The 23,960-nt window shown below is 71.8% G+C and carries 17 protein-coding genes, 4 tRNA genes and 1 other RNA gene; 11 read left to right on the plus strand and 11 right to left on the minus strand.

Annotated elements, in window-relative coordinates; translation table 11 throughout:
- Positions 1–59: 59 nt before the first annotated feature.
- Together OG858_RS22030 and OG858_RS22035 are read right to left on the minus strand one after the other, a co-directional pair.
- Positions 60–881, minus strand: a complete 822-nt coding sequence (locus OG858_RS22030; RefSeq protein WP_086747750.1) for an META domain-containing protein — start codon at positions 879–881, stop codon at positions 60–62.
- Between the two features lie 55 nt (positions 882–936).
- Positions 937–1,734 (minus strand): maleylpyruvate isomerase family mycothiol-dependent enzyme, encoded by a 798-nt coding sequence (locus tag OG858_RS22035; RefSeq protein WP_086747746.1) that lies wholly within the window; start codon positions 1,732–1,734, stop codon positions 937–939.
- Between the two features lie 125 nt (positions 1,735–1,859).
- On the opposite strand from OG858_RS22035, the gene OG858_RS22040 reads away from it, so the two are divergent.
- Complete coding sequence (locus tag OG858_RS22040; protein ID WP_086747747.1) at positions 1,860–2,444, plus strand: Uma2 family endonuclease; 585 nt, start codon at positions 1,860–1,862, stop codon at positions 2,442–2,444.
- A gap of 64 nt (positions 2,445–2,508) precedes the next feature.
- Here the strand turns inward: OG858_RS22040 and purL are convergent, their stop codons facing one another.
- Genes purL through purS form a run of 3 tightly spaced genes read right to left on the minus strand, consistent with a single transcriptional unit; the run spans position 2,509 to position 5,704 of the window.
- Positions 2,509–4,767, minus strand: a complete 2,259-nt coding sequence (gene purL, locus OG858_RS22045; protein WP_319069431.1) for a phosphoribosylformylglycinamidine synthase subunit PurL — start codon at positions 4,765–4,767, stop codon at positions 2,509–2,511.
- Positions 4,764–5,444 (minus strand): phosphoribosylformylglycinamidine synthase subunit PurQ, encoded by a 681-nt coding sequence (purQ, locus tag OG858_RS22050; protein ID WP_086747749.1) that lies wholly within the window; start codon positions 5,442–5,444, stop codon positions 4,764–4,766. Before purQ ends, purL begins: the two co-directional genes overlap by 4 nt.
- A complete protein-coding gene (purS, locus tag OG858_RS22055; protein ID WP_005482678.1) occupies positions 5,441–5,704 on the minus strand; it encodes a phosphoribosylformylglycinamidine synthase subunit PurS in 264 nt (87 codons plus the stop codon). The genes purQ and purS overlap by 4 nt, the downstream gene beginning before the upstream one ends.
- A 341-nt stretch (positions 5,705–6,045) precedes the next feature.
- On the opposite strand from purS, the gene OG858_RS22060 reads away from it, so the two are divergent.
- From OG858_RS22060 to OG858_RS22095, 8 genes are all read left to right on the plus strand, one after another.
- Positions 6,046–6,363: a histone-like nucleoid-structuring protein Lsr2 gene (locus OG858_RS22060; RefSeq protein ID WP_037689353.1), complete on the plus strand. Its 318-nt coding sequence runs from the start codon at positions 6,046–6,048 to the stop codon at positions 6,361–6,363.
- 171 nt (positions 6,364–6,534) lie between these two features.
- A tRNA-Gly gene (locus OG858_RS22065) sits at positions 6,535–6,606 on the plus strand.
- A 79-nt stretch (positions 6,607–6,685) separates the two neighbouring features.
- A tRNA-Gly gene (locus OG858_RS22070) sits at positions 6,686–6,758 on the plus strand.
- A 188-nt stretch (positions 6,759–6,946) separates the two neighbouring features.
- Positions 6,947–8,023, plus strand: a complete 1,077-nt coding sequence (locus OG858_RS22075; protein WP_086748928.1) for an ABC transporter ATP-binding protein — start codon at positions 6,947–6,949, stop codon at positions 8,021–8,023.
- Positions 8,020–8,865, plus strand: coding sequence for an ABC transporter permease (locus OG858_RS22080; RefSeq protein WP_408059420.1), 846 nt, complete (start codon positions 8,020–8,022; stop codon positions 8,863–8,865). Before OG858_RS22075 ends, OG858_RS22080 begins: the two co-directional genes overlap by 4 nt.
- Before the next feature lie 13 nt (positions 8,866–8,878).
- On the plus strand, positions 8,879–10,207 hold the full coding sequence (locus tag OG858_RS22085; RefSeq protein WP_319069429.1) for a sensor histidine kinase: 1,329 nt from the start codon (positions 8,879–8,881) through the stop codon (positions 10,205–10,207).
- On the plus strand, positions 10,204–10,848 hold the full coding sequence (locus OG858_RS22090) for a response regulator transcription factor (protein WP_086752190.1): 645 nt from the start codon (positions 10,204–10,206) through the stop codon (positions 10,846–10,848). The genes OG858_RS22085 and OG858_RS22090 overlap by 4 nt, the downstream gene beginning before the upstream one ends.
- A gap of 23 nt (positions 10,849–10,871) precedes the next feature.
- Positions 10,872–10,944, plus strand: a tRNA-Gly gene (locus OG858_RS22095).
- Positions 10,945–11,158: 214 nt separating this feature from the next.
- Here OG858_RS22095 and OG858_RS22100 read toward each other — a convergent pair.
- The 6 genes from OG858_RS22100 to ffs form a co-directional block, all read right to left on the minus strand.
- Positions 11,159–12,058, minus strand: a complete 900-nt coding sequence (locus tag OG858_RS22100; protein WP_086752192.1) for a phosphoribosylaminoimidazolesuccinocarboxamide synthase — start codon at positions 12,056–12,058, stop codon at positions 11,159–11,161.
- 85 nt (positions 12,059–12,143) lie between these two features.
- The gene (locus OG858_RS22105) at positions 12,144–13,649 is read right to left on the minus strand and encodes a N,N-dimethylformamidase beta subunit family domain-containing protein (protein WP_319069427.1); all 1,506 of its coding nucleotides are present in this window, start codon (positions 13,647–13,649) and stop codon (positions 12,144–12,146) included.
- A 371-nt stretch (positions 13,650–14,020) separates the two neighbouring features.
- A complete protein-coding gene (locus OG858_RS22110) occupies positions 14,021–16,141 on the minus strand; it encodes a M48 family metalloprotease (protein ID WP_328545313.1) in 2,121 nt (706 codons plus the stop codon).
- Positions 16,142–16,600: 459 nt separating this feature from the next.
- Positions 16,601–17,854: a phosphoribosylamine--glycine ligase gene (purD, locus tag OG858_RS22115; protein WP_319069426.1), complete on the minus strand. Its 1,254-nt coding sequence runs from the start codon at positions 17,852–17,854 to the stop codon at positions 16,601–16,603.
- 363 nt (positions 17,855–18,217) lie between these two features.
- A complete protein-coding gene (locus tag OG858_RS22120) occupies positions 18,218–20,680 on the minus strand; it encodes a DNA polymerase III subunit gamma and tau (protein ID WP_328544558.1) in 2,463 nt (820 codons plus the stop codon).
- Positions 20,681–20,861: 181 nt separating this feature from the next.
- Positions 20,862–20,958: signal recognition particle sRNA small type (gene ffs / locus OG858_RS22125), an RNA gene on the minus strand.
- A gap of 119 nt (positions 20,959–21,077) precedes the next feature.
- On the opposite strand from ffs, the gene OG858_RS22130 reads away from it, so the two are divergent.
- Together OG858_RS22130 and OG858_RS22135 are read left to right on the plus strand one after the other, a co-directional pair.
- A tRNA-Ser gene (locus OG858_RS22130) sits at positions 21,078–21,165 on the plus strand.
- Between the two features lie 297 nt (positions 21,166–21,462).
- Entirely contained in the window at positions 21,463–23,898 is a 2,436-nt protein-coding gene (locus OG858_RS22135) for a helicase-associated domain-containing protein (protein ID WP_328544557.1), read from the plus strand.
- The last annotated feature ends 62 nt before the right edge of the window (positions 23,899–23,960 follow it).

The raw sequence follows: 23,960 nt of genomic DNA on the forward strand, positions 1-23,960 counted from the left end.
CACCGGTCCGAATCCGCTGATCTCGCCCGCCCCGGTTCCCGACTGCGGCCCCTCACCCGTCACTTGTCGGCGACGGCACCGATACCCTCGTCGTTTTCGCTGGTCAGCGTGATACTGCGGTGATCGATCCGATACTCCACCGTGCCCTTGAAAAGGTCCAGGAGGCTCCGCTCGGCGGCCATGAGTGAGTCGGAGCACATCTTGCGGGTCGTCCGCGGATTGCCGAGAGTGATCCGGTCCTCGCTCACCGTCGCCTTCGCGGAGATGTCGTTGCAGCCGACGCTCCCGCTGAGCGTCCCGGCCTTCTTGTCGAGGGTGAACCAGGCCTTGCCCTGCGCGGCCTCGGGGAGCGAGGTGGCGACGTCGTGGTCCATGAGGGAATCGATTCGCCACTTGGTGCCGTACAGCTCGGCGGACTTCTCCTCCGTCAGCTTGACGGAGTCCCCGTCACCCGTGGTGAGGGTGAGCCCGCCGTCGGCGGTCTCGGCCGTGAACCTCCCGGTGTCGAGCGTGCGGGCGAAGCTCTCCTCGAATTTCATCGGGGCGTCGCCGCAGGCCATCTCGGTGGACCGGCCCGCCTCGAAGTCGATGCCGTCGTCGTCGAAGGCGGCGGTCGAGCCGAAGGTGTTGCAGCCGTAGTTGCCGTTGACCTCGCCGTCGTCGGCGATCTTCAGATAGGCGCTGTCGGGGGCCTGTTCGGTCTTCCCGCCCACGGTGAGGCTGTCGACCTTCCAGCGGACCCCGGTGACCGAGGCCTTCGTCGTGTTCGAGCCGACGTTGCCGCTGCCGGAGTCGCCGGCCGACTCGGAACCACAGGCCGCGAGCAGCGGAAGCGGAAGCACGGCCAGGGCGGTGAGGGTCAGTCGCAGTCGCTTGTCCATGGCGGTGGGACGGGTGAGGTGAGTGGGCGGTTCCACCGGGATTTCCGGGTCCGGATCAGCTCATCAGGGGCAGCAGGGCGCTCAGGTCGGCCCGCTCCCCGCTCGCGCCGACCTTCGCCTCGTCCAGGGCGGCGGCCCACTCCAGGCGGCCGGTGGCGAGACGGATCCAGGTCAGCGGGTCGGTCTCGACGACGTTCGGCGGGGTGCCCCGGGTGTGCCTGGGCCCCTCCACGCACTGCACGACGGCGTACGGCGGGATCCGCACCTCCGTCGAACCGCCGGGCGCCCGCGCAGCGAGGGTGTCGGCGAGCAGCCGGACGCAGGTGGCCAGGGCGTGCCGGTCGTACAGGATGTCGAGACCGGGGACGGCGTCGTTCAGGTCGTCGGTGTGGACGACGAGCTCGATGGTGCGGGTGAGGAGGTAGTCGTCGAGCGCCATGCCGCCGGCGCGGGTGTCGACGACCCGGTCGCGCGGAGCGGCCGCGAGCCCCTCGGTGATCCGCTGCTCCACCCCCGCGTAGAGGGCGACGACGTCGGGGTGGGCCTCGGCCAGGTCGTGGCTGCCCTCGGCGATGGCACCGGCGTACGCAGCGGTGGCGGAGGCGTAGTCCAGGGGGTTCAGCTCGGCCTTCGGGGGCTCGGGCAGGTCCAGGGCCCGGTTGACGCTCTCCACAGCCATGGTGAGGTGTGCGGCCAGGTCCCGTACGGTCCACTCCCCGAGCCGGGTCGGCAGCGCGAGCTGTTCCTGGGTGAGGACGCCCATCGCCTCCCGTACGTGCCCGAACTGGGCCAGGACGGCCTTGCGGGTCTTGGCGGGGTCGTAGGCGCGGGGGCGTTTCCTGGCGGGCGGCATGGGCTGAGCGTATGCGGCCGCGCCTGCGTGGACTCCCGGTCACTCGAAAGTGTGGTCGACGGCGAAGTGCGCCCCGCCCCGACGCCCGCTGGCGACACTGGCCTTCGCCCGGAAAGGGGGGCAACATGACGGTTATGGCCGAGCGCACGTCTCAGATGTCGGTGGAGGAGTTCGAAACGATCGCTTCCGCCGCTCCCGAGACCGTCACGTTGGAGTTCATCAACGGACGGATCGGAGTCAAAGCGGTGGCGGACGGAGACCACGACACGATCGTGACGTGGCTTGCACGGCGCTGTATGCAGTCCAGGCCCGACCTGGATCTGTATCAGGGCCGAGGGCTCAGGGTGGAGTCCTATCGAGGGGGCAGGGCGAAACCGGATGCCGTGGTCACTCCCGAGGCCCACTTCGCGGGGCACGGCGAGTGGGCCGACCCCGAGGGTGCCCTCATGGTCGTCGAGGTCACCTCGTACGACTCCGACACCGACCGGCGGGACCGCCACGAGAAGCCTGCGGCGTACGGGCAGTCCGGGATCCCTCTGTATTTGCTGATCGACCGGGACTCGTGCACCGTCACCGTGCACAGCGGCCCTGACCGGCACGTCGGCGGTTACCGCGACGTACACACCGCGAAGTTCGGCGAGAAGGTCCGCATCCCCGGCCCGATGAACATCGAACTGGACACGGAGATCCTCAAGACGTACGTCCGCTGACCCGAGACCGAGAAGCCCCGCCCGGACATGTCGATCCGGGCGGGGCTTCGTCGTGTACGGGGGACTACGCCAGCAGCGCCGGGATCGTGGCCTCGTGGGCCGTGCGCAGCTCCTCCAGGGGGAGGGTGAACTCGCCCTGGATCTCCACCGAGTCGCCGTCGACGACACCGATGCGCGTGGCCGGCAGGCCCCGCGCGCCGCACATGTCGTTGAAGCGGAGTTCCTCGGAGCGGGGGACGGCCACGACGGCGCGGCCGGCCGACTCCGAGAGGAGGAAGGTGAACGCGTCCAGGCCGTCCGGGACGATCAGGCGCGCGCCCTTGCCGCCGAGCAGGGCCGACTCCACGACCGCCTGGATCAGGCCGCCGTCGGAGAGGTCGTGCGCGGAGTCGATCATGCCGTCGCGGGACGCGGAGATCAGGATCTCGGCCAGCAGGCGCTCGCGCTCCAGGTCGACCTGCGGGGGCAGACCGCCGAGGTGGTCGTGGACGACCTGGGACCAGGCCGAGCCGCCGAACTCCTCACGGGTGTCGCCGAGCAGGTAGAGCAGCTGGCCCTCCTCCTGGAAGGCGACCGGCGTGCGGCGGGCGACGTCGTCGATCACGCCGAGGACAGCGACCACCGGGGTGGGGTGGATGGCCACCTCGCCCGTCTGGTTGTAGAGGGAGACGTTGCCGCCGGTCACCGGGGTGCCCAGCTGCAGGCAGCCGTCCGCGAGACCGCGCACGGCCTCCGCGAACTGCCACATGACCGCCGGGTCCTCGGGCGAGCCGAAGTTCAGGCAGTCGGAGACGGCGAGAGGCTTGGCACCGGTGGTGGCGACGTTGCGGTACGCCTCCGCCAGGGCCAGCTGGGCGCCGTGGTACGGGTCCAGCTTCGCGTAGCGGCCGTTGCCGTCCGTGGCGATGGCGACGCCCAGGCCGGTCGACTCGTCGACGCGGATCATGCCCGAGTCCTCGGGCTGGGCGAGGACCGTGTTGCCCTGCACGAAGTGGTCGTACTGGGAGGTGATCCAGGACTTGGAGGCCTGGTTCGGGGACGCCACCAGCGCCAGGACCTGCTGCTTCAGTTCTTCCGAAGTCGCGGGCCTGGGCAGCTTGTTCGCGTCGTCCGCCTGGAGGGCGTCCTGCCAGTCGGGGCGGGCGTACGGGCGCTCGTAGACCGGGCCGTCGTGCGCGACCGTGCGCGGGTCGACGTCGACGATCTTGCCGCCGTGCCAGAAGATCTCCAGGCGGTCGCCGTCGGTGACCTCGCCGATGACCGTGGCGATGACGTCCCACTTGTCGCAGATCGCGAGGAAGCGGTCGACCTTCTCCGGCTCGACGACCGCGCACATGCGTTCCTGCGACTCGCTCATGAGGATTTCCTCGGGAGAGAGCGTCGAGTCGCGGAGCGGGACGTCGTCCAGGGTCACGCGCATGCCGCCGGAGCCGTTCGACGCCAGCTCGGACGTGGCGCAGGACAGGCCTGCCGCGCCGAGGTCCTGGATGCCGACGACCAGCTTCTCCTTGAACGCCTCCAGGGTGCACTCGATGAGGAGCTTCTCCTGGAAGGGGTCGCCGACCTGGACGGCGGGACGCTTGGAGGGCTTGGCGTCGTCGAAGGTCTCGGAGGCGAGGATGGAGGCGCCGCCGATGCCGTCACCGCCGGTACGGGCCCCGTAGAGGATGACCTTGTTGCCGGCGCCGGAAGCCTTCGCGAGGTGGATGTCCTCGTGCCGCATGACACCGATGGCACCGGCGTTGACCAGCGGGTTGCCCTGGTAGCAGGCGTCGAAGACGACCTCGCCGCCGATGTTCGGAAGGCCCAGGCAGTTGCCGTAGCCGCCGATGCCCGCGACGACGCCCGGGAGGACGCGCTTGGTGTCGGGGTGGTCGGCCGCGCCGAAGCGGAGCGGGTCGACGACGGCGACCGGGCGGGCGCCCATGGCGATGATGTCGCGGACGATGCCGCCGACACCCGTGGCCGCGCCCTGGTAGGGCTCGACGTACGACGGGTGGTTGTGCGACTCGACCTTGAAGGTGACCGCGTAGCCCTGGCCGACGTCGACGACGCCGGCGTTCTCGCCGATGCCGACGAGCAGTGCGTCGGACTGCGGGGCCTTCTCGCCGAACTGGCGGAGGTGGACCTTGGAGGACTTGTACGAGCAGTGCTCGGACCACATGACGGAGTACATGGCGAGCTCGGCACCGGTGGGCCGACGGCCGAGGATCTCGACGACCCGCTCGTACTCGTCCTTCTTCAGGCCCAGTTCGGCCCAGGGCAGCTCGACGTCGGGGGTCTCGGCCGCGTGCTCGACCGTGTCCAGAGGCGTCCGGCTCATGCGTTGACCAGCTTCTTGAGGATCGAGGTGAAGAAGGGGAGGCCGTCGGTGCGGCCGGTGCCGATCAGCGGCTCCACGGCGTGCTCCGGGTGGGGCATGAGGCCCACGACGTTCCCGGCCTCGTTCGAGATGCCGGCGATGTCGCGGAGGGAGCCGTTCGGGTTGAAGTCGACGTAGCGGAAGACGACCCGGCCCTCCGCCTCCAGCATGTCGAGCGTGTGCTCGTCGGCGACGTACCGGCCGTCCATGTTCTTCAGCGGGATGTGGATCTCCTGGCCGGCCGTGTAGTCGGTCGTCCAGGCGGTCTCCGCGTTCTCCACCCGCAGCTTCTGGTCGCGGCAGATGAAGTGGCGGTGGTCGTTGCCGAGCATCGCGCCGGGGAGCAGATGGGCCTCGGTGAGGATCTGGAAGCCGTTGCAGATGCCGAGGACCGGCAGTCCGGCCTTCGCCTGCTCGATGACCGTCTCCATCACCGGCGAGAAACGCGCGATGGCCCCGGCCCGCAGATAGTCACCGTAGGAAAAACCGCCGCACAGCACCACGGCGTCGACCTGGTGGAGGTCCTTGTCCTTGTGCCAGAGAGCGACCGGTTCGGCACCGGCGAGCCTGATCGCACGCTGCGTGTCCCGGTCGTCGAGGCTGCCGGGAAAGGTGACGACGCCAATACGAGCGGTCACTTTCCCGCCTCCGCGACTTCCTCGACCTTGACGGTGAAGTCCTCGATCACGGTGTTGGCGAGGAACGATTCCGCCAGTTCATGGATGCGGGCGAGCGCGGCGTCGTCCACCGGTCCGTCAACTTCCAGTTCGAATCGCTTTCCCTGACGTACGTCGGAGACGCCCTCGAAACCGAGGCGCGGCAGCGCGCGCTGCACCGCCTGGCCCTGGGGGTCGAGGATCTCCGGCTTGAGCATGACGTCGACTACGACGCGTGCCACTGGCACTCCCGGTGTGTGGTGCTGAGCAGGTTCCTTCAGACTACCCGTACAAAATTTCTACGCGGGTAGATTCGTAGGAAACTACAGGGATTCCAGGTGACGGCGGTCACGATCCGGTATCGAGTGATCACCCTCGCGAAAACTTCCGGGAAAGATCCCGGATCCCTATTGCGCGAGGGACACGCGGGCGGATTAAGTCTGTCTTCACAATGTAATGTCGGGCACTGTACAAATGAATTGGCAATAGCCGATACTTTGCCCAAATAACAGCCGGACAGCCGACATCTTCCCGACGTCAGGGCACGTCGACGGAGAGATGTCGCACGAAGGGACCGATATTCGTGGCGCAGCGTGTCGTGGTCACTCTCTCCGACGACATCGACGGCTCGGAAGCGGCGGAGACGATCGCCTTCGGACTCGACGGCAAGTCGTACGAGATCGACCTGAACGAAGCCAATGCCAAGAAACTGCGTAAGGCGCTCGCGCCCTACGTCGACGCCGGCCGCAAGCGGTCGAGGTCGGGCCAGACGTACAAGCAGACCCAGGTCGCCCCGGACCCGGCGGCCGTCCGCGCCTGGGCCCAGGCCAACAAGCTGGACGTCCCCGCACGCGGCCGGATCCCCAAGAGGGTCTACGAGGCGTTCGCCGAGGCCCAGTAGGCGCGCTTCCGTCGGCCGGTCCTCAGGGTTCGTCAGCGGGCTTCCGGGGTGGCCGACTTGGACCCGATCTGGACCCCGGGGACAACCGACTTGCGTTGCCCCCGGGCGGATCGGCTAGAGTCTGGAGCACGCCGAGGGGCAAGGCCGAAAGGCCCGGCTCACCGGAGTCACGCGGGTGTAGTTCAGTAGTAGAACATCCCCCTTCCAGGGGGAAGGCGCAGTGTGCAATTCCTGTCACCCGCTCTGGATCACTTACCGACCACGGTTGTGGATCAGGTAAAGTAGTCCTCGCGCCGATCGGTGGGAGCCGGTCGGAGGCAATGCGGACGTAGCTCAGTTGGTAGAGCGCAACCTTGCCAAGGTTGAGGTCGCCAGTTCGAACCTGGTCGTCCGCTCGGGAAAGAAGACCCCGGTCCTATGGACCGGGGTCTTCTTCGTGTTCCGACTCCCGTGTTCCGACTCCCGTGTTCCGACGCCTGTGTTCACGACTCCCGGGTTCAAGGCCCCCGCGTCTGACATTTGTCATGCCGAGTGATGACACCGCGCACTGCTCTCCGGTCCCTGCCGCCGGGACGCTGAAGACATGAAAACGAGCGGGCACGACGGCGTGAGCACTCACGATCACGAGAACGTGATCGAGGTCACCGACCTGCGGCGCGTGTACGGGGGCGGTTTCGAGGCCGTGCGGGGGATCACCTTCTCCGTCGGCCGGGGGGAACTCTTCGCGCTCCTCGGCACCAACGGCGCGGGCAAGACATCGACGGTCGAACTGCTGGAGGGACTCGCGCCGCCGTCCGGCGGCCGGGTGCGGGTCCTCGGTCACGACCCCCACGGGGAGCGCGCGGCCGTACGCCCCCGCATCGGCGTGATGCTGCAGGAAGGCGGCTTCCCCTCCGAGCTGACCGTCGCGGAGACGGTACGGATGTGGGCCGGCTGCACCAGCGGGGCGCGGCCCGTCGGGGAGGCACTGGAGATCGTCGGCCTCGGACGGCGGGCCGACGTACGGGTCAAACAGTTGTCCGGGGGCGAGAAGCGGCGCCTCGACCTGGCGCTCGCGCTCCTCGGGCGGCCCGAGGTCCTCTTCCTGGACGAGCCGACGACCGGCCTCGACGCGGAGGGCCGCCAGGACACGTGGGAGTTGGTCCGAGAGTTGCGCGACGGGGGTACGACCGTGCTGCTCACCACGCACTACCTGGAGGAGGCGGAGGACCTGGCCGACCGGCTGGCCATCCTCCACGAGGGCACCGTCGCCGCGACCGGCACCCCGGCCGAGGTGACCGCCTCCCAGCCGTCCCGCATCTCCTTCGAACTGCCCGCCGGGTACTTCCTGGGCGACCTGCCGCCGCTGGGCGAACTGGGCGTCACCGGGCACGAGGAGCACGACCGCGTGGTGGTGCTGCGCACGAACGAACTCCAGCGGGCGGCCACCGGACTGCTGCTGTGGGCCGAGCGGGCGCGGGTCGAGCTCCGACGCCTGGAGGTGCGGTCGGCCTCGCTGGAGGAGGCGTTCCTGCGGATCGCCCGGGAGTCGGCGGAGGCAACGCGTGCCGGTACGGAATCACGTACGGACACGGGCTCACGTACGGGCAAGGAGTCACGTCGTACGGGCAAGGGATCGCGTACGGGCAAGGGATCGCGCAAGGACGGGGTGGCGGCATGAGCACGACCACGGGTACGGGTACGGGTACGGGTACGGGTGCCTCGACGGGCGCCGGGGCGGCGCCCGTCGTCACGGCCGGGACGACCCGCAGGAGTCGGATGACCGCGCTCGCCCGCGCCGAGCTGACGCTGCTGGGGCGCAGCCGGGCCACGCTGTTCACGGCGCTGTTCGTGCCGCTGCTGCTGCCGCTCAGTGTGCGGTCGGCGACGGGGGAGATGGACCTCGACGAGGCGGGACTGGACGTCGGGACGGTCATGCTCTGCGCCGCCGTCGGCTTCTCGCTGCTCTTCGCGGTCTACACCGCCCTGACCAACATCTTCGTCGTACGCCGCGAGGAACTCGTCCTGAAGCGGCTGCGGACCGGTGAACTGCGCGACCCGGAGATCCTGGTGGGGGCCGCGCTGCCCGCCGCCGGCATCGCGCTGGCGCAGTGCGTGCTCGTCGCGATCGGGTGCACGGTCCTGCTGGACATGAAGGCGCCGTCCGCGCCGCACCTGGCCGTCCTGGGGCTGCTGCTGGGTGTCGTGCTGTGCGTGGCGCTGGCGGCGGTCACCGCGAGCTTCAGCCGGACCGCCGAGAGCGCGCAGGTCACCAGCCTGCCGCTGATGTTCGTGTCGCTGCTCGGGTCCGGCATCACCGTGCCGCTCGAAGTGCTGCCGGACCGCCTGGCCTCCTTCCTCGAACTGCTGCCGCTCACCCCGGTCATCACCCTGGTGCGCGGCGGCTGGACCGGCGACCTGTCCGCGTACGACGCCCTGGGCGCCGTCGCCACCGCGCTGGCCTGGACCGTGATCGCGGTGTTTGCTGTACGGCGGTGGTTCCGCTGGGAACCGCGCCGATGAGGGGAGTTGAGCCATGCGGGGGCCGGGGACCTGGTGGCGGGTGAAGAGCACACCGGCGAAGGTGGAGACGTACACGCGGTGGTCGTTCCACATGTTCGCGGTGATCGAGCTCCTCGCGGCCGGACTGCCCGCCTTCGCCGAGGTGGGGCCGGGGCGGCCGGCCGGCTGGCTGCTGCTGCTCCTGGTGAGCGCGCACGCCGCGACCTGTGTGGTGACCGCGTCCCGGGCGCTCGACTGGACACGCGGCCGACGGGCCCAGCCCGTACGGCTGCTGTGGGTCCTCACCGGCGTGACCGCGGTGATCGCCGTCCTCACCTTCGTGATCGCCGACCACGGCGTGACGGGGGACGTCGCCGACAACGCCGGCATCTTCGGCATCGTGGTGGTCTTCGGCGTCGGTAACGTGACGCTCGGCATCCGCGGCCGGAAGCGGGTCCTGGGAATCGTCGGCGGCTTCACGGCGAGCTCCGCGCTGCTGATGCTCCTGCTGGGCGCCCCGGTGGCCGACGCGCTGATCACGTCGATGATCGTGGTGATCAGCGGCGGGGCCATGGCCTTCACGGCCGTCTTCTCCGTCTGGCTCCTCGACGCCGTCTACGAGCTCGCCGACGCCCGCGAGACCCGCGCCCGGCTCGCCGTCGCCGAGGAGCGCCTCCGCTTCGGGCGTGACCTGCACGACGTGATCGGCCGCAACCTCGCGGTCATCGCCCTCAAGAGCGAGCTGGCCGTCCAGCTGGCCCGCCGGGAACGGCCCGAGGCCGTCGAGCAGATGATCGAGGTCCAGCGGATCGCGCACGACTCGCAGCGCGAGGTGCGGGAGGTCGTACGGGGGTACCGGGAGGCCGACCTCGGGGTCGAACTGGCCGGTGCACAGGGCGTGTTGGCGGCAGCCGGCATCGACTGCTCGGTCGACGGCGCCGAGGCCGCCGGGCTGCCCGGGGAGGTGCAGTCCGCGCTCGCCTGGGTGGTGCGGGAAGGGACGACGAACGTGCTCCGGCACGGGAACGCCGTGCGGTGCACGGTGATGCTGAAGGTGACCGAGGGGCAGGTGGTACTGACCGTGGAGAACGACGGGATGCGGACGGCGGGTGCGCAGGAGGACTCCGGCCGTTCCGTCGGCGCCGGGTCCGGGCTCGCCGGGCTGCGGGAACGGCTGGCGGTCGTGGACGGGACGTTGGAGGCGGGGCCGGTGGGCGGGGAGGCGTTCCGGGTGGTGGCGCGGGTGCCGCTGGGCCCGGCCGGTCCGGGGGCCGCCTCGGACCCGGGGGCGGAGTCGGTCCCGGTGTCCGGCACGGTCGCACGGGGCTCGGCCGCCGCGGCCGTTCCCGGGGGCACGTCATGACCGGCGCAGCCGGCACACCGGCGAGGGCGGGGCGGCCCGTGCGGCTGCTGCTGGCCGACGACGAGCATCTGATCCGGGGGGCGCTGGCCGCGTTGCTGGCGTTGGAGGACGACCTGGTGGTGGTCGCGCAGGCGGCGAGCGGTCCGGAGGCGCTGGCGATGGCGATGGCGCACAAGCCGGATGTGGCCGTGCTGGACCTGCAGATGCCGGGGGCGGACGGTGTGAGGGTCGCCACATCGCTGCGGACCGAACTGCCGGACTGCCGCGTACTGATCGTGACCGGTCACGGCCGGCCGGGGCATCTCAAGCGGGCACTGGCGGCAGGTGTGCGCGGGTTCGTCCCCAAGACCGTCAGCGCACAACGGCTCGCGGAGATCATCCGGGCCGTCCACGCGGGGAACCGTTATGTGGATCCGGAGTTGGCGGCCGATGCGATCTCCTCCGGCGACTCCCCGCTCACCGCGCGGGAGGCCGAGGTGCTGGAGCTCGCCGCCGACGGGGCACCCGTCACGGAGATCGCCGAGCGGGCCTCGCTGTCCCAGGGGACTGTCCGGAACTATCTGTCGTCGGCCGTGTCCAAGCTCGGGGTGGAGAACCGGCACGCGGCGGTGCGTCTCGCACGGGAGCGAGGTTGGGTATAGTAGGCCTCGCGCCACGGCGCAGCGCGGACGTAGCTCAGTTGGTAGAGCGCAACCTTGCCAAGGTTGAGGTCGCCAGTTCGAACCTGGTCGTCCGCTCGGGAAAGAAGGCCCCGGTCCACTGGACCGGGGCCTTCTTCGTCTTCCCCAGTGCTGCGGCAGGCAGCGTTCGCCCGTGAAGGGGCGGCGTCCGGTGCGTGCTCTCGGCGTGCCGCCCGAAGGCCCTCGTACTGGGATGTACTCGGGTCTTCGGCCGGTGCGGCGAGAGGGCGTGCCGGGCGTCGCGACGGGGCGAACGTTGCCTGCCGCGGCACTAACGCCAGCTCGTGCCCGTCAGACGCTCGTACGCCTCCACGTACTTGGCGCGGGTCGCGGCGACGATCTCCTCGGGCAGCGGCGGCGGGGGCTGCTCGCTCGCGCGGTCCCAGCCGGAGGCGTCCGAGGTCAGCCAGTCGCGGACGAACTGCTTGTCGAAGGACTGCTGGGCACGGCCCGGCTCCCACAGGTCGGCCGGCCAGAAGCGGGACGAGTCCGGGGTGAGGACCTCGTCGGCGAGGACCAGGGTGTCGTCCTCGAAGCCGAACTCGAACTTGGTGTCGGCCAGGATGATGCCCCGGTCACGGGCGATGTCCCGGGCGCGGCCGTACACGGCGAGAGTCGTCTGCCGAAGCTGGGCGGCGGTCTCCGCGCCGACCTGGCGGGCGACCTCCTCGTACGACACGTTCTCGTCGTGCTCGCCGACGGCGGCCTTGGTGGCCGGGGTGAAGATCGGCGCGGGCAGCTCCGAGCCGTCGACCAAACCCTCCGGGAGGGCGAGGCCGCAGACCGTGCGGGTCTCCCGGTACTCGGCGAGGCCTGAGCCGGTGAGGTAGCCGCGGGCCACGGCCTCCACCGGGACCATCTTGAGCGACTTGCAGATCAGGGTGCGGCCCGCCCAGTCGGCGGGGGCACCCGGCGGGAGTTCGGTGCTCAGGACGTGGTTCGGGACCAGGTCGGCGAGCTGGTCGAACCACCAGAGGGACAGCTGCGTGAGGACGCGCCCCTTGTCGGGGATCTCCGTCGGCAGCACCCAGTCGAACGCGGACGTTCGGTCGCTGGCGACCATCACGAGGTCGCCCGCCTCGTTCTGGTACAGCTCGCGCACCTTGCCGGTGTGCAGATGCACCAGGCCCGGAACCTGGATCGGCTCGGGCTTTTCTACGAATCCGGACACGGTTCCTCCCCGTGGTGATGTCCAAGTGGCTCGATTCTCCCGTACCCGGGCAACCGATCTTGGCCAGGGGTTGTGCTCACTGGGCTCAGTCGCGTTTGCAGATGCGGTCCAGGAGGTTTGCGGTGGCCCGCTGGACCCGGGTGTCGACGTGGCCAGGCCGGTCCAGGGCCGGGGACCAGGCGAACGTTCCGGATGCGAAGACCCAGGCACCGGAGGGGGCCCGGTACAAGGACGTCTCCTGATGGCGGACGGCGTCGCCGCTGTCCCGGTACGGGGAGTGGGAGAGGAGGATGCGGCCCTGGTGCTCGGGGAGCGGGGTGCGCGGGAAGTAACGGTCGGCCTCACCGGCGACCATGCCTGCCAGCTCGTCGTTCTCGTGGGCGCCGGTCGCGTCCCAGAGCCAGTGGTCGGCGTTACGCACGACCAGGGGGTGCGGTTCGGGGACCCGGCCCTCGTACTGGATGCCCATCAACTGCTGCTCGGGGCGGTCGATCTCGCGCCACAGTGCGGGTTTGCCGGGGCCCCGGCGTTTTCGGCAGGTGAGGAGGCGGTCGGGGACACCGGACGGGGACGGGCCCAGCTCCACCTGCCAGTACATGGTGTTGGAGGAGAGGAAGACCAGCGAGGTGCCGGTGTCGCGGGCGAGTTCGGTGGTACGGCGCATCTGCGGCGACCAGTACTCGTCGTGGCCCGGGAAGACCAGCCCCCGGTAGCGGCTGGGGTCGACGCGGCCGGAGTGCAGGTCGCGGGCGTCGGCGTAGGCGAGGTCGTAGCCGTAGCGCTCGGCCCAGCGGATGAAGTCGTAGGCGTGACCGACGTGGAGAGGGAGGCCGGCGCCGGCGTACGGACGGTCGAAGGAGACGGTCGTCGCGGCGTCGGACTCGCCGAGCAGCCGGCCGTCCTCGTCCCAGGCGTGGTAGAGGCTGGCGCCGGTGCGGCCGTCCTCCGGATACAGGTTGTACGCCTGCCAGGTGATGTCCGGGAGCAGGAGCAGCAGGTCGGCCGGGCGGTCGTCGCGGATGGTGAACGGCACGTGGGAGCGGTATCCGTCGGCGGTGGTCAGGACCGCCACGTACGCGCCGACGTTCCAGTAGCTCGGGATCTGCAGCCGCCAGGAGAGCCACCAGTGGTGACAGGAGACCGTGCGGTCGGCCGTGAGGGGCGGGGGCTGGACGATGCCGGACAGGCGGGGGCTGGTGGTGATCTTCGCCGCGCCGTCGCCGCTGTAGTGGCCGATGCGGTAGATGTCGACGCCGAATTCCTGGGGCGGGTCCACGGTGATGTGGAAGTCGATGGACTGGCCGGGGGCGGCCGCTCCGGTCGCCGTGAAGCCCTTGATCTGGCGGTGCACGTCGTCGGCGGAGCGAGGGCCCGGCGGGGTGCGGGGGGCGGGGACGCGGGCGCCTTTGGCCGGTGCGCGGGGCTCGGGCGGGCCCGGCTCCACGTACCAGGGGACCACCTGGCCGGTGTCGTCGAAGTACGTCACATTGCCCCGTAGCCAGGGGACCGGGCCCTGGCCGAAAGGGTCCGTCACGGCGTGGGCGAGGGCGCCCGATTCCCAACGGCGGATCTGGTGGTGCTCCGAGCCCATGAGTTCTCCCCTCCCTCGTCCCCCGCGAGCTGTCGCAAGCCCTTGCTATGTACGCGATCGGTCCCAGCACATCACATTACGCACGCGCTCCGTCACCGTTCGTCGCGAATCGGCAAGAGTGGAACGGTGAGATCCGGATGGGGAGTTGGGAGAGCCGGGGCAAGCCGGGGGGCCGGGTGTGGGTGATCGGCGGTGGTCGTGGTGTGTTGTGGCTGGTCGGGACGGCACTGGAGGGCACTGGACTGGACGGGACACGGACGGTCGGGGCGGGGGGTGGTCGGGCCGGCCGGGCTGGTGGTCGGGCCGGCCGGGCTGGTGGTCGGGCCGGCCGGGCTGGTGGTCGGGCCGACCGGGCTGGTGGTCGGTCGCGGTCAGACCAGGCGGACCGGTTTCTCCGAGCGGACCCCGAGGCGGCTGAGCCAGTCGCGCAGGGGGGCGGGGTCGCCGTCCTCCACGAGGGTCAGGACGCGGGGGGCGAGGTCGGCCGCCCGTACACCGTCGACGAGGAGGGAGGGGCCGTCCAGCCAGTCCAGGCCCGGGGTCGCGCCCGCGGTGTCCATCGCCGCGCAGCAGACCATCGCGGCGACGTGCTCCGTCAGCAGCTCGCGGCCCGTACGGGGCGGCTGCATGGGGAACAGCGGCAGCAGCCCGTCGTCCCACAGCGCCCGGTCCGGCCCCTGCGCCTCGGCTCCACCGGCCGCGGTGGTCACGGCGGCCGGGGCCGCCTCCTCCTCCCGCGCCAGCTCGGCGGTCAGCGCGGCGGCGAGAGCGGCGGACCGGGCGTTGGCGAGCCCGGGTTCGTCGCCGTCGTCGCCGTCGTCATCGTCGCCGGCACCCTCGTCACGGCCGTCGCCGTCGCCGTCGCCGTCGCCGTCGTCACGAAGGGATATGTGGTGCCCGTCCGGCCTGGCCGGGTTGTGCTCGTGTTCCGGCTCCCGGCCTTGCGGGGCTTCGCGGAGCGGCTCGGGAGTGGCGGGGGCTTCGGGGAGCGGCTGGTCGGCGGCGGCTTCGCGGAGCGGCTCGTGCTCTTCGGCGGTCAGCAGGCGCGGCTCGCGATCGGCGGGGGCGCCCGGGGCCGGGGGCGGGGTGGTCAGGTGGTTCAGTACGCGGGAGAGGGTGGGGCCGCCGAGGGCCGGGCCGGTCGGGTCGGTGGTGGGGTCGCTCGTGGTGTGGCGGACGCCCAGGGTGTCGAGGACGCGGTGGAGGCGGGCCGCGTCGGTGCGCCATTTGCGGTCGACGACCTCGTCCGGGTACTCGTGCCAGTCGACCGGGGACCAGTCGGGGCCGGACTCGGCGGGGCCGCCGTGGAAGAGGCGGGCGGCGAGGAGGGACGTGGCCTCGTCGACCGTGCCGGGCTCTTCGAGGAGGTCGCAGGCGGGGCGCTCGCCCAGCCGGGAGGCGAAGCCCTCGGCGAGGCGGTCGCGGCGGGACAGTTCCGTGAGCGCGGCGACGACACCCGCGTCCAGGCGGGACGGCCAGCGGCCCATCCGCCACGCGGGCAGCGCGACCCGGGTGAGGAGACGGTCCCAGCCCGCGTAGGCCAGGCCGACCTGTTCCTGCGCGACGATCCGCAGCCCGTAGTCCACAGCCTGTGCACGCTCGGCCGCCGCCGCGGCGACCCCGCGCTCCATCTCGGCCGCGTGACCCCGGCAGCCGCGCAGGAGCAGCCGGGTGACCCAGCCGACACCGGCCAGCACCGTACGGACGACCGGGCCGCGCGTCGGGGCCGAGGTGACGGCCACGGCGGCGTCCAGCCCGCGCACGAAGCGGCGGGCGGCGGCTATGTCCGGGTGCGCCGAGGGTCCCGTACCCGCTACTACCGGTGCCAGCACCGCTCGTAGCTCACCGACCCGCATCCACCACAGGAAGGGCGAGCCGATGACGAGCACGGGGGCGACGGGCGCACGGTGGCGCCGGTGGGAGGAGAGTCCTGGCTCCGGACCGGACTGCAGACGGGACTGCGGTCCGGACAACGATCCGCGGGCACCCGCCATCTCGTCGGCCCGCTCGCCACCGGGGCCGCCCACCGCGTCGGCCCCGTCGGTCGAGGAGTGGGTGGGTCGGGGCGTGGCGGGCGGGTTGTGCGAGCGATGGGTGCGGTCCTCCAGCCAGCTGTCGCAGTCCGGAGTGAGCGCTATCGCGGAGGGGGGCGGGACGTCGAGGCGGTCTGCCAGGTCGCGGACCAGGCGGTAGAGATCGGGCGCGGACGCCTCGGTGACCGGCACCGTGGGGCTCACGGCGGGCCGGGAGCGGGCGACGACGAGCGCGATGCCCGCGGCGGCGAGCAGCACGACGACGGCGAGGCCGGACACGACCCGGCTCGCCAGGGACCAGCCCGGGCCGGTCAGACGGCCGGTCGACCCGCCGGCCAACAGGACGACGGCGACCGCCGCGGGCAGCACTGCCACGGCCAGCGCCCTGCTGCGGACACGCAGCACGGCGAGAGCCCGGGCGCGCGCGGCCTGCGCGCCCGCCTCCTCACCACCTGCCATACCGGTCACGGCCCGACGTCACCCCCTGCTGTCCCGTGCGGCGCACACCGCGACGCCTGCGACGACTGCTCGTCACAGTGGCCACCGCCGAATGCCCTGACGTTGCTCACTCCCCCACTGTGGCACCGACCACCGACATCGCAATGCCGGTGGGCCAAGTGCCGGAACACTTGCGCCGCACCCTAGTTGGGGCCCCGGCCGCCGTCAGCCGGATAGGCCATCGCTCACTCGATGGAATGGCTTTGGGGAGAGGTGAATGACGCTGGGCAAGGATCGGGCCCCGGATTCCGGCGGATTTTCCAGGGGTTCCTGGGGGTCTCCGTGGGATTCCGGGGCCTGGGGTTCGTACCCGTTGCTGGTGCTTCGCATGCGGATGTCGCGAAGGGGGCGGATGCGTATGGATGCGTGGAGATGCGTGCGGAAGGACGCGAGGGGCGTGGAAAGCCGGCCGTCAGTCGGTCACGCCTCGGCCGCCGCCTTCGCCGCGATGTCCGCACGGTGCTGGGAGCCGTCGAGACCGATGCGGGCGACGGCGGTGTAGGCGCGGTCACGGGCCTCGGTGAGGTCCTTGCCGGTCGCCGTGACGGAGAGGACGCGGCCGCCGGCGCTGACGACGACGTCACCGGCGCGCTTGGTGCCGGCGTGCAGGACGTACGCGTGCGGGGCGTCCACGGCGGCGACCTCGTCGAGGCCCGTGATGGGGTCACCGGTGCGCGGCGTGCCCGGGTAGTTGTGCGAGGCCACGACCACGGTGACGGCCGCGTCGCCGCTCCAGCGGAGGGGTTCGAGGTCGCCGAGCGTGCCGTTGGCGGCGGCGAGCAGGACACCGGCCAGCGGGGTCTTGAGGCGGGCGAGGACGACCTGGGTCTCCGGGTCACCGAACCGCGCGTTGAACTCGATCACCCGTACGCCTCGGCCGGTGATCGCCAGGCCCGCGTAGAGCAGGCCGGAGAACGGGGTGCCGCGGCGCCGCATCTCGTCGACCGTCGGCTGCAGCACGGTCTGCAGCACCTCGTCGACCAGCTTCGGGTCGGCCCACGGGAGCGGCGAGTACGCGCCCATGCCGCCGGTGTTGGGACCTTCGTCGCCGTCGAGCGCGCGCTTGAAGTCCTGCGCGGGCTGGAGCGGGAGGACGGTCACGCCGTCGGTGATGGCGAAGAGGGAGACCTCGGGGCCATCGAGGAACTCCTCGATGACGACCCGGCCGCAGGCGAGCGCGTGATCGCGGGCCTGGGCGAGGTCCGCCGTCACGACGACACCCTTGCCGGCCGCGAGCCCGTCGTCCTTCACGACGTACGGCGCGCCGAAGGCGTCCAGCGCCTCGTCGATCTCCTCGGCGGTGGTGCAGACGTACGACCGCGCGGTGGGCACGCCGGCCCCGGCCATGACCTCCTTGGCGAAGGCCTTGGAGCCCTCCAGTTGCGCGGCCTCACCGGACGGACCGAACACCGGGATGCCCGCCGCGCGCACGGCGTCGGCGACACCCGCGACCAGCGGGGCCTCCGGCCCCACGATCACCAGGTCGGCCTCCAGCCGCGTGGCCAGCGCGGTCACGGCGGCGCCGTCGAGCGCGTCGACCGGGTGCGACTCGGCCACCTCCGCGGTGCCCGCGTTGCCGGGCGCGCAGTGGAGTGCGGTGACATCGGAGTCGAGGGACAGCGAACGGCACAGCGCGTGCTCACGAGCACCGGTACCAATGACGAGGACCTTCACGGTGCCAGCCTAGCCGCAGGGGGCGGGTGGCTTTGTGGGGGCTTCCGAAGAGTGGGACGGCAGGGGTTTGTCGGATCGCACGAAGGTGACGCGGAGTACGGGGTGGGGGGTGCGGTGGGGAGGGGTGCAGGGAGGGGCGCGGGGGCGCTGGGGCTGGTGCGGGGTGGCGAACCGGACGTCGGCGCAGCGGTGGTCAACCCTCGGCTGTGCTCCCGCGGGTGGCGGAGCGGGCCGAGCCGGGGCGGAGTCAGCCGGGCCGGCCCGGCGCTCGACGGCGTGCCCGCCTACCGCACCGCGGCGTCAGCCGGGGCTCTGCCCCGTGCCCTCACGGTTGGCCGTCCGCGCTCGCGGTCCGCTCGCCCGCTACTCGTTCGCGATCTCCTCCACCACCGTCGCCCCCAGTTCTCGCACGATCAGGTCGTGGCCGGAGAGGGCCGATTCGTCGAGGTCGGGATCGTCGTCCTCGGGGGTGTCGTCCTCAGGGGAAACCGGCGGGGGTTCGGGGGCCGGGGGTGGCCCGGCGGCGACGGGCGGGGCGCTCGGGGTCGACTGGTGGGGCGCGGCCGGACGGGGGCCCGCCGAGGCCTGGGGCGCGGCGGGACGTGACGCCGGAGCCGGGGAGCCTCCGTAGCCACCGCCGGCGCCGCCACCTCCGTAGCCACCGCCCGTGCCGCCACCGTAGCCACCCGCGGCCGGTGCGGGAGAGCCGTAGCCGCCGGGGGCGCCCGGCGGGGTCCCGCCGCCCGAGGTGTCGATGACCGCCTCGATCTTCCAGTGGACGTTGAACTGCTCGGCCAGCGCGGCCCGCAGTACGTCCTCGCTGCCGCTGGTCGCGAAGTTGTCCCGGGCTCCCGCGTTGACGAAGCCGATCTGGAGGGTCGTGCCGTCGAACCCGGCCACATGCGCGTTCTGGCTGAGCAGGATCCAGGTGAAACGGCGGCGGTTCTTCACCGTCTCCAGGATGTTCGGCCAGAGCGTGCGGGGGTCGGGGCCGCCGGCAGCCGGGTTGTAGGCGGCGGGGGCCTGGGCCGCGGCCGGGGGGCCGGGCTGGGCGTACGCGGCGGGCGGGCCCGATGCGGGAGGCGTGGTCGGGCCGGGCGGGGCCGGGGTCCCGGGGGCAGGGCCACCACCACCGGCGGGCGCGGCCGTCGGCCAACCGCCGGGCCGGCGCCCACCGCCCGCGGTGGCCGGGGTGGGCCAGGAGCCGGGGGCGGAGCCGCCAGGGGCGGCCGGCGCGGAGGCGGGCGCGTCGGGGTGGGCAGGGCTCGCGCCGGGGCTGGCGTGCGCGGGGTCGGTGGGCGGCGCGGCCGGAGCAGCGGTCACGGCGGCCGGGGCGATCGGCGCGGCCTGGGGCGGGGCAGCCGGAGCCGCTCCACCCGGGGCCGGCTGTCCGCCGACGGTGCCCCCGGCACCGTACGCATCCGGACCCGGGCCGGGGCCCGGCGCACCTGTTCCTCCGCCCCCGGCGCCCCGGACGGCGGCCCGAGCGGCCGCGGGCCCGCCACCGGGCGGGACCTGGGCGGCTTGCGGAACTTGCGGGGCGTGTGGGGCCTGTGGGGCCTGTGGGGCCTGTGGGGCCATGCTCATGGGCGGGGCGGTCGCTCCCCCATGTGCTTCGGGGCCGGGCACGTATCCCATGGCGGGCCCGGCGCCGCCGCCCGAGAAGTTCACCCCGCGCTCCAGGCGGTCCAGGCGGGCCATGACGGACCGTTCGTCGCCGTAGGTGGCGGGGAGGAGCACGCGGGCACAGATCAGTTCGAGCTGGAGACGGGGCGAGTTGGCGCCGCGCATCTCGGTGAGGCCTTCGTTGACCAGGTCGGCGGCGCGGCTGAGCTCGGCGGCGCCGAAGACGCCGGCCTGGGCCTGCATGCGCTCCAGGACCTCGACGGGGGCGTCGATGAGGCCCTTCTCGATGGCGTCCGGCACGGCGGCCAGGATCACCAGGTCCCGCAGCCGCTCCAGCAGGTCGGCGACGAACCGCCGCGGGTCGTTGCCGGCCTCCATGACGTGGTCGACGACCTCGAAGGCCGCGGCCCCGTCCCCCGCGGCGAAGGCCTCGACGACCGAGTCGAGCAGCGACCCGTCCGTATAGCCGAGCAGCGACGTCGCCATGGCGTACGTCACACCCGCGTCCGTCGCACCCGCCAGCAGTTGGTCCATGACGGACATCGAGTCACGCACGGAGCCGGCCCCGGCGCGCACGACCAGCGGGAGGACACCCTCCGCGACCGGGATCTTCTCCTTGCCGCAGACCTCGCCGAGGTACTCCCGGAGCGTGCCGGGGGGCACCAGCCGGAACGGATAGTGGTGCGTACGCGACCGGATCGTGCCGATGACCTTCTCTGGCTCGGTGGTCGCGAAGATGAACTTGAGGTGCTCCGGCGGCTCCTCGACGACCTTCAGCAGCGCGTTGAAACCGGCCGACGTGACCATGTGGGCCTCGTCGATGATGTAGATCTTGTACCGGCTGCCCGCGGGCCCGAAGAAGGCCTTCTCTCGCAGCTCACGGGCGTCGTCCACACCACCGTGCGAGGCCGCGTCGATCTCGATGACGTCGATCGACCCCGGTCCGGTCCGTGCCAGGTCCTGGCAGGACTGGCACGTTCCGCACGGCGTCGGCGTGGGCCCCTGCTCGCAGTTCAGACACCGGGCGAGGATCCGCGCGCTGGTCGTCTTCCCGCACCCACGCGGCCCGCTGAACAGGTACGCGTGATTGACCCGGTTGTTCCGCAGCGCCTGCTGCAGCGGGTCGGTGACATGCTTCTGCCCGATGACCTCGGCGAACGACTCCGGGCGATAACGGCGGTACAGCGCGAGAGACGACACGCGTACGAGGTTATAGGCGCCCACTGACAACACGGACCGCCACCGAAGCGGACCAGGACCGAAGCGGCCCTTGAGGCGTGGCCGGGCCCCTCGGCGATCGGCCCGGGATCATCGGCTCCGGGCGGGAGCCATCGGCCCGGGGTGGTGGTCATCGGGCCATCGGCTCGGCGCGGGCCCGGACGCACAAGACCCCTCACGCACCCGCCAGAGCCAACCTACCCTTGCTGCCTTCCGGCCCTGGGGGAGTTCAGTCAGATAGCGCCGCGTGAGGGGCTGAGCCCAGCCTACCCGATCCCCGACGCCCGCCGACCCGCCTCCCCGCCCCTCCCTCCCGCATCGATCACCCGCCGCCGAACGGGTTCGCAACCACCCTCCGACGTCATGTAATGTTCCCGGCGGAGGATTCGCCTAGAGGCCTAGGGCGCACGCTTGGAAAGCGTGTTGGGTTCACACCCTCACGAGTTCGAATCTCGTATCCTCCGCCAGTGCCTCACCGGGCACGATGTCGAAGGGCCCCACCGTTCGCGGTGGGGCCCTTCGCTGTGCGCTGGTTGCGGTTTTGGTTGCGTTTATATCCGCCCATTAAGGATGTTTCGGCAGCGGGTAGCCAGTATCTTCTCCTGCCGCCGGGCTGGGCCCGCGGGACGAGCCCGGCGGGGAGGTGCCCGGGACTCTGTCTTCGTCCGGCATCCGCGGATCATGGAACTGCGCCATCCTTGACCTTGGCGCCGAAGCGGCTTCGGCCCGCCCGTGACGTTCCCTGTCTGTCGAGGTGCACCCTCATGAAGTCCCGATCGACGCTCGTGACCTGGCTGAGCGAACTCGACGGTTCCCGCCTGGCACGCGTACTCGCCAATCGGAAGGACGCAGCCTCCTCTCCGGAACCACGCTCGGTGGGGGAACTGGCGGACCGTCTCCAACGTCCGGGGTCCGTGGCACTCGCCCTGCCCCAACTCACGCTGCCGTGCTTGCAGGCCACTGAGGCGCTGGCAGTCCTGGGAGCACGAGCGACCCGGGACAGCCTCGCGGAGTTGCTCGGCTCAAGATCCCCTACGGCGGTACACGCGCTGGACGCGACCCTGGAGGCGCTGTCGGATCGGGCGCTCGTGTGGCAGGACGGAAACGAGGCACTGCGCATGCCCACGCCCTTGCGGCAGGCGTGGAGCACACCCCTGGGACTTGACGCCCCGCTGGGCGAGCTGCTGGCCGGCACCACCTCGGAGGAACTGCGCGGCATGCTGGCGGTCCTGGGTATCAAGCCACCCGGCACCAAGCAGCAGCGACTCGCGGCTCTGGTGGAGCATCACAGTGACGCGGAACGGGTCGCCGCGTTGGTGGCGGGGGCACCGGCCGCCACACGGAAGTTGCTTGAGCGGAGCGCCAGATCCACGCCGCGTCAGTCACTGTTCGTCGTGTTCGGGACTCCTGGCCGCGACCTCCAACCAGGCGCCCGATGGGCACTCGACCGCGGGCTTCTGCTCCAGGACCGTCACCGGTACGGGCCCGCCCGGATGCCGGTCGAGGTGGCCTTGGCTCTGCGGGGCCCCGATTGGCACGCTCCGTTCGAACCTCTGCCGCCTGTCACACAGTTGGTGCCCATCACCTCCTCGGAGGTGGAGCGGGAGGCCGCGGTGGCCGCCACCGCGTTCGCGGCCCATGCCGCCTCCGTCCTTTCGGCGTGCGCGACCGCTCCACCGACCCGGCTGAAGTCGGGCGGGATCGGCGCGCGTGAACTGGCCCGGCTCGGCAAGGCCGCCCAAGCGGACGACGCCGTCGTACGCATCGCCCTGGAGACCGCGTACGCCGCCGGACTGCTGGCCCGCGACGGCGATCGCGTACCTCCCACCGAGGCGTACGACGTCTGGGCCGAGCAGGAGCCCGCAGAACAACTCGCCGTACTGCTCCGGGCATGGCGGGACCTGCCGCTCACCCCCACCCGGGCACGCGACGAAGACAACAAGGCGCTTCCCGCGCTCGCCGGTGCGCCTGACTGCGGCGGCTGTCTGCAGGCCCGCCACGGGCTGCTCATCGCGGCGGCGGGGCTCCCGGCAGGACAGGGTGCGAAGGTCGCTTCGGAGCTGGGGCCGCTCGTGGCCTGGCACCGTCCGCTCGCCGACGACGCCTCGCCCCAGGACACGGCACCGTTCAGCACCGTGATCCGCGAAGGCGAACTACTGGGCGTGCTGGCACGGGGTGCGCTGTCCCCGCTCGGTGCGCACCTGGCGGCCCACACCGACGAAGAGCTCGACATCACGGCCCGGCGGCTGCTGCCCCCCGCGACCACGACGGCCCGGATCGGCGCCGACCTCACCGCCGTCGTCACCGGCACCCCGTCCGCGCGACTCGCGGCGCTGCTGGATTCGACGGCCGACCGGGAGACCAGTGGCACAGCGTCGGTATGGCGCTTCAGCGCCGGTAGTATCCGCCGGGCCCTGGACGCCGGCCGCACCCCGGACGACATCACGGCCGACCTGGCAGCCGGCTCCGCCACGGCCCTGCCACAGCCGCTGACCTATCTCATCGCCGACACCGCACGAGGTCACGGACGGGTGCGCATCGCCCCCGCGGCCTGTGTCATCCACGGCGACGAACCCGCGCTCCTGGCCGAACTCGCCGCCCACCGCGCACTGTCCAAGCTCGCCCTGCGGCGGCTCGCCCCGACGGTCCTGGTCAGCGGCAGCCCACCCGTGACGACTCTCGCCGCGCTCCGTGCCGCGGGCTACGCCCCGGTCGCCGAGACCGCCGGGGGAACGGTACGCATCGAAAAGCGCCTGCCGCAGAGGGCCGCCGCTGCCGTCCCACCCCCGCGAGGGAACGTCGGGCGGCGCGGCCCCAGGACCACCGCGACCCACGCCTCGGAGATGCTCATCGACGCCGGGACGGACGTGGACGTCCTGGCCGACCGGCTGCTCAAGGCCCCACCGAACGCCCCGGAACCCGACCCGTTCGGCAGCGGGGTGCCTTTCGCGACGGACACCGAGGAGATCGTCGCCGGATACGCGAAGCACTTGTCGTACAGCGACGTCCGCCAGGTCGCCCATGCCATCGACGCCGGTGCGGCCATCACGGTCGAGTACATCGCCACCTCGGGCAGCCGGACCGTACGCACCCTCAGCGACCTCGAACTCGACCCGCCCTACCTCAACGCCTGGTGCCACCTGCGCGAAGCGGAACGCGTCTTCACTCTCTCCCGCATCCATGGCGTGATGCCCGCCTAGGACTCGGCGGCCAAGGCCGGGTGCCCCGGCGAGCCACCCCCGCGGGCACCTCACGAGATATA

The organism is Streptomyces europaeiscabiei (assembly GCF_036346855.1).
GTDB lineage: Bacteria > Actinomycetota > Actinomycetes > Streptomycetales > Streptomycetaceae > Streptomyces > Streptomyces europaeiscabiei.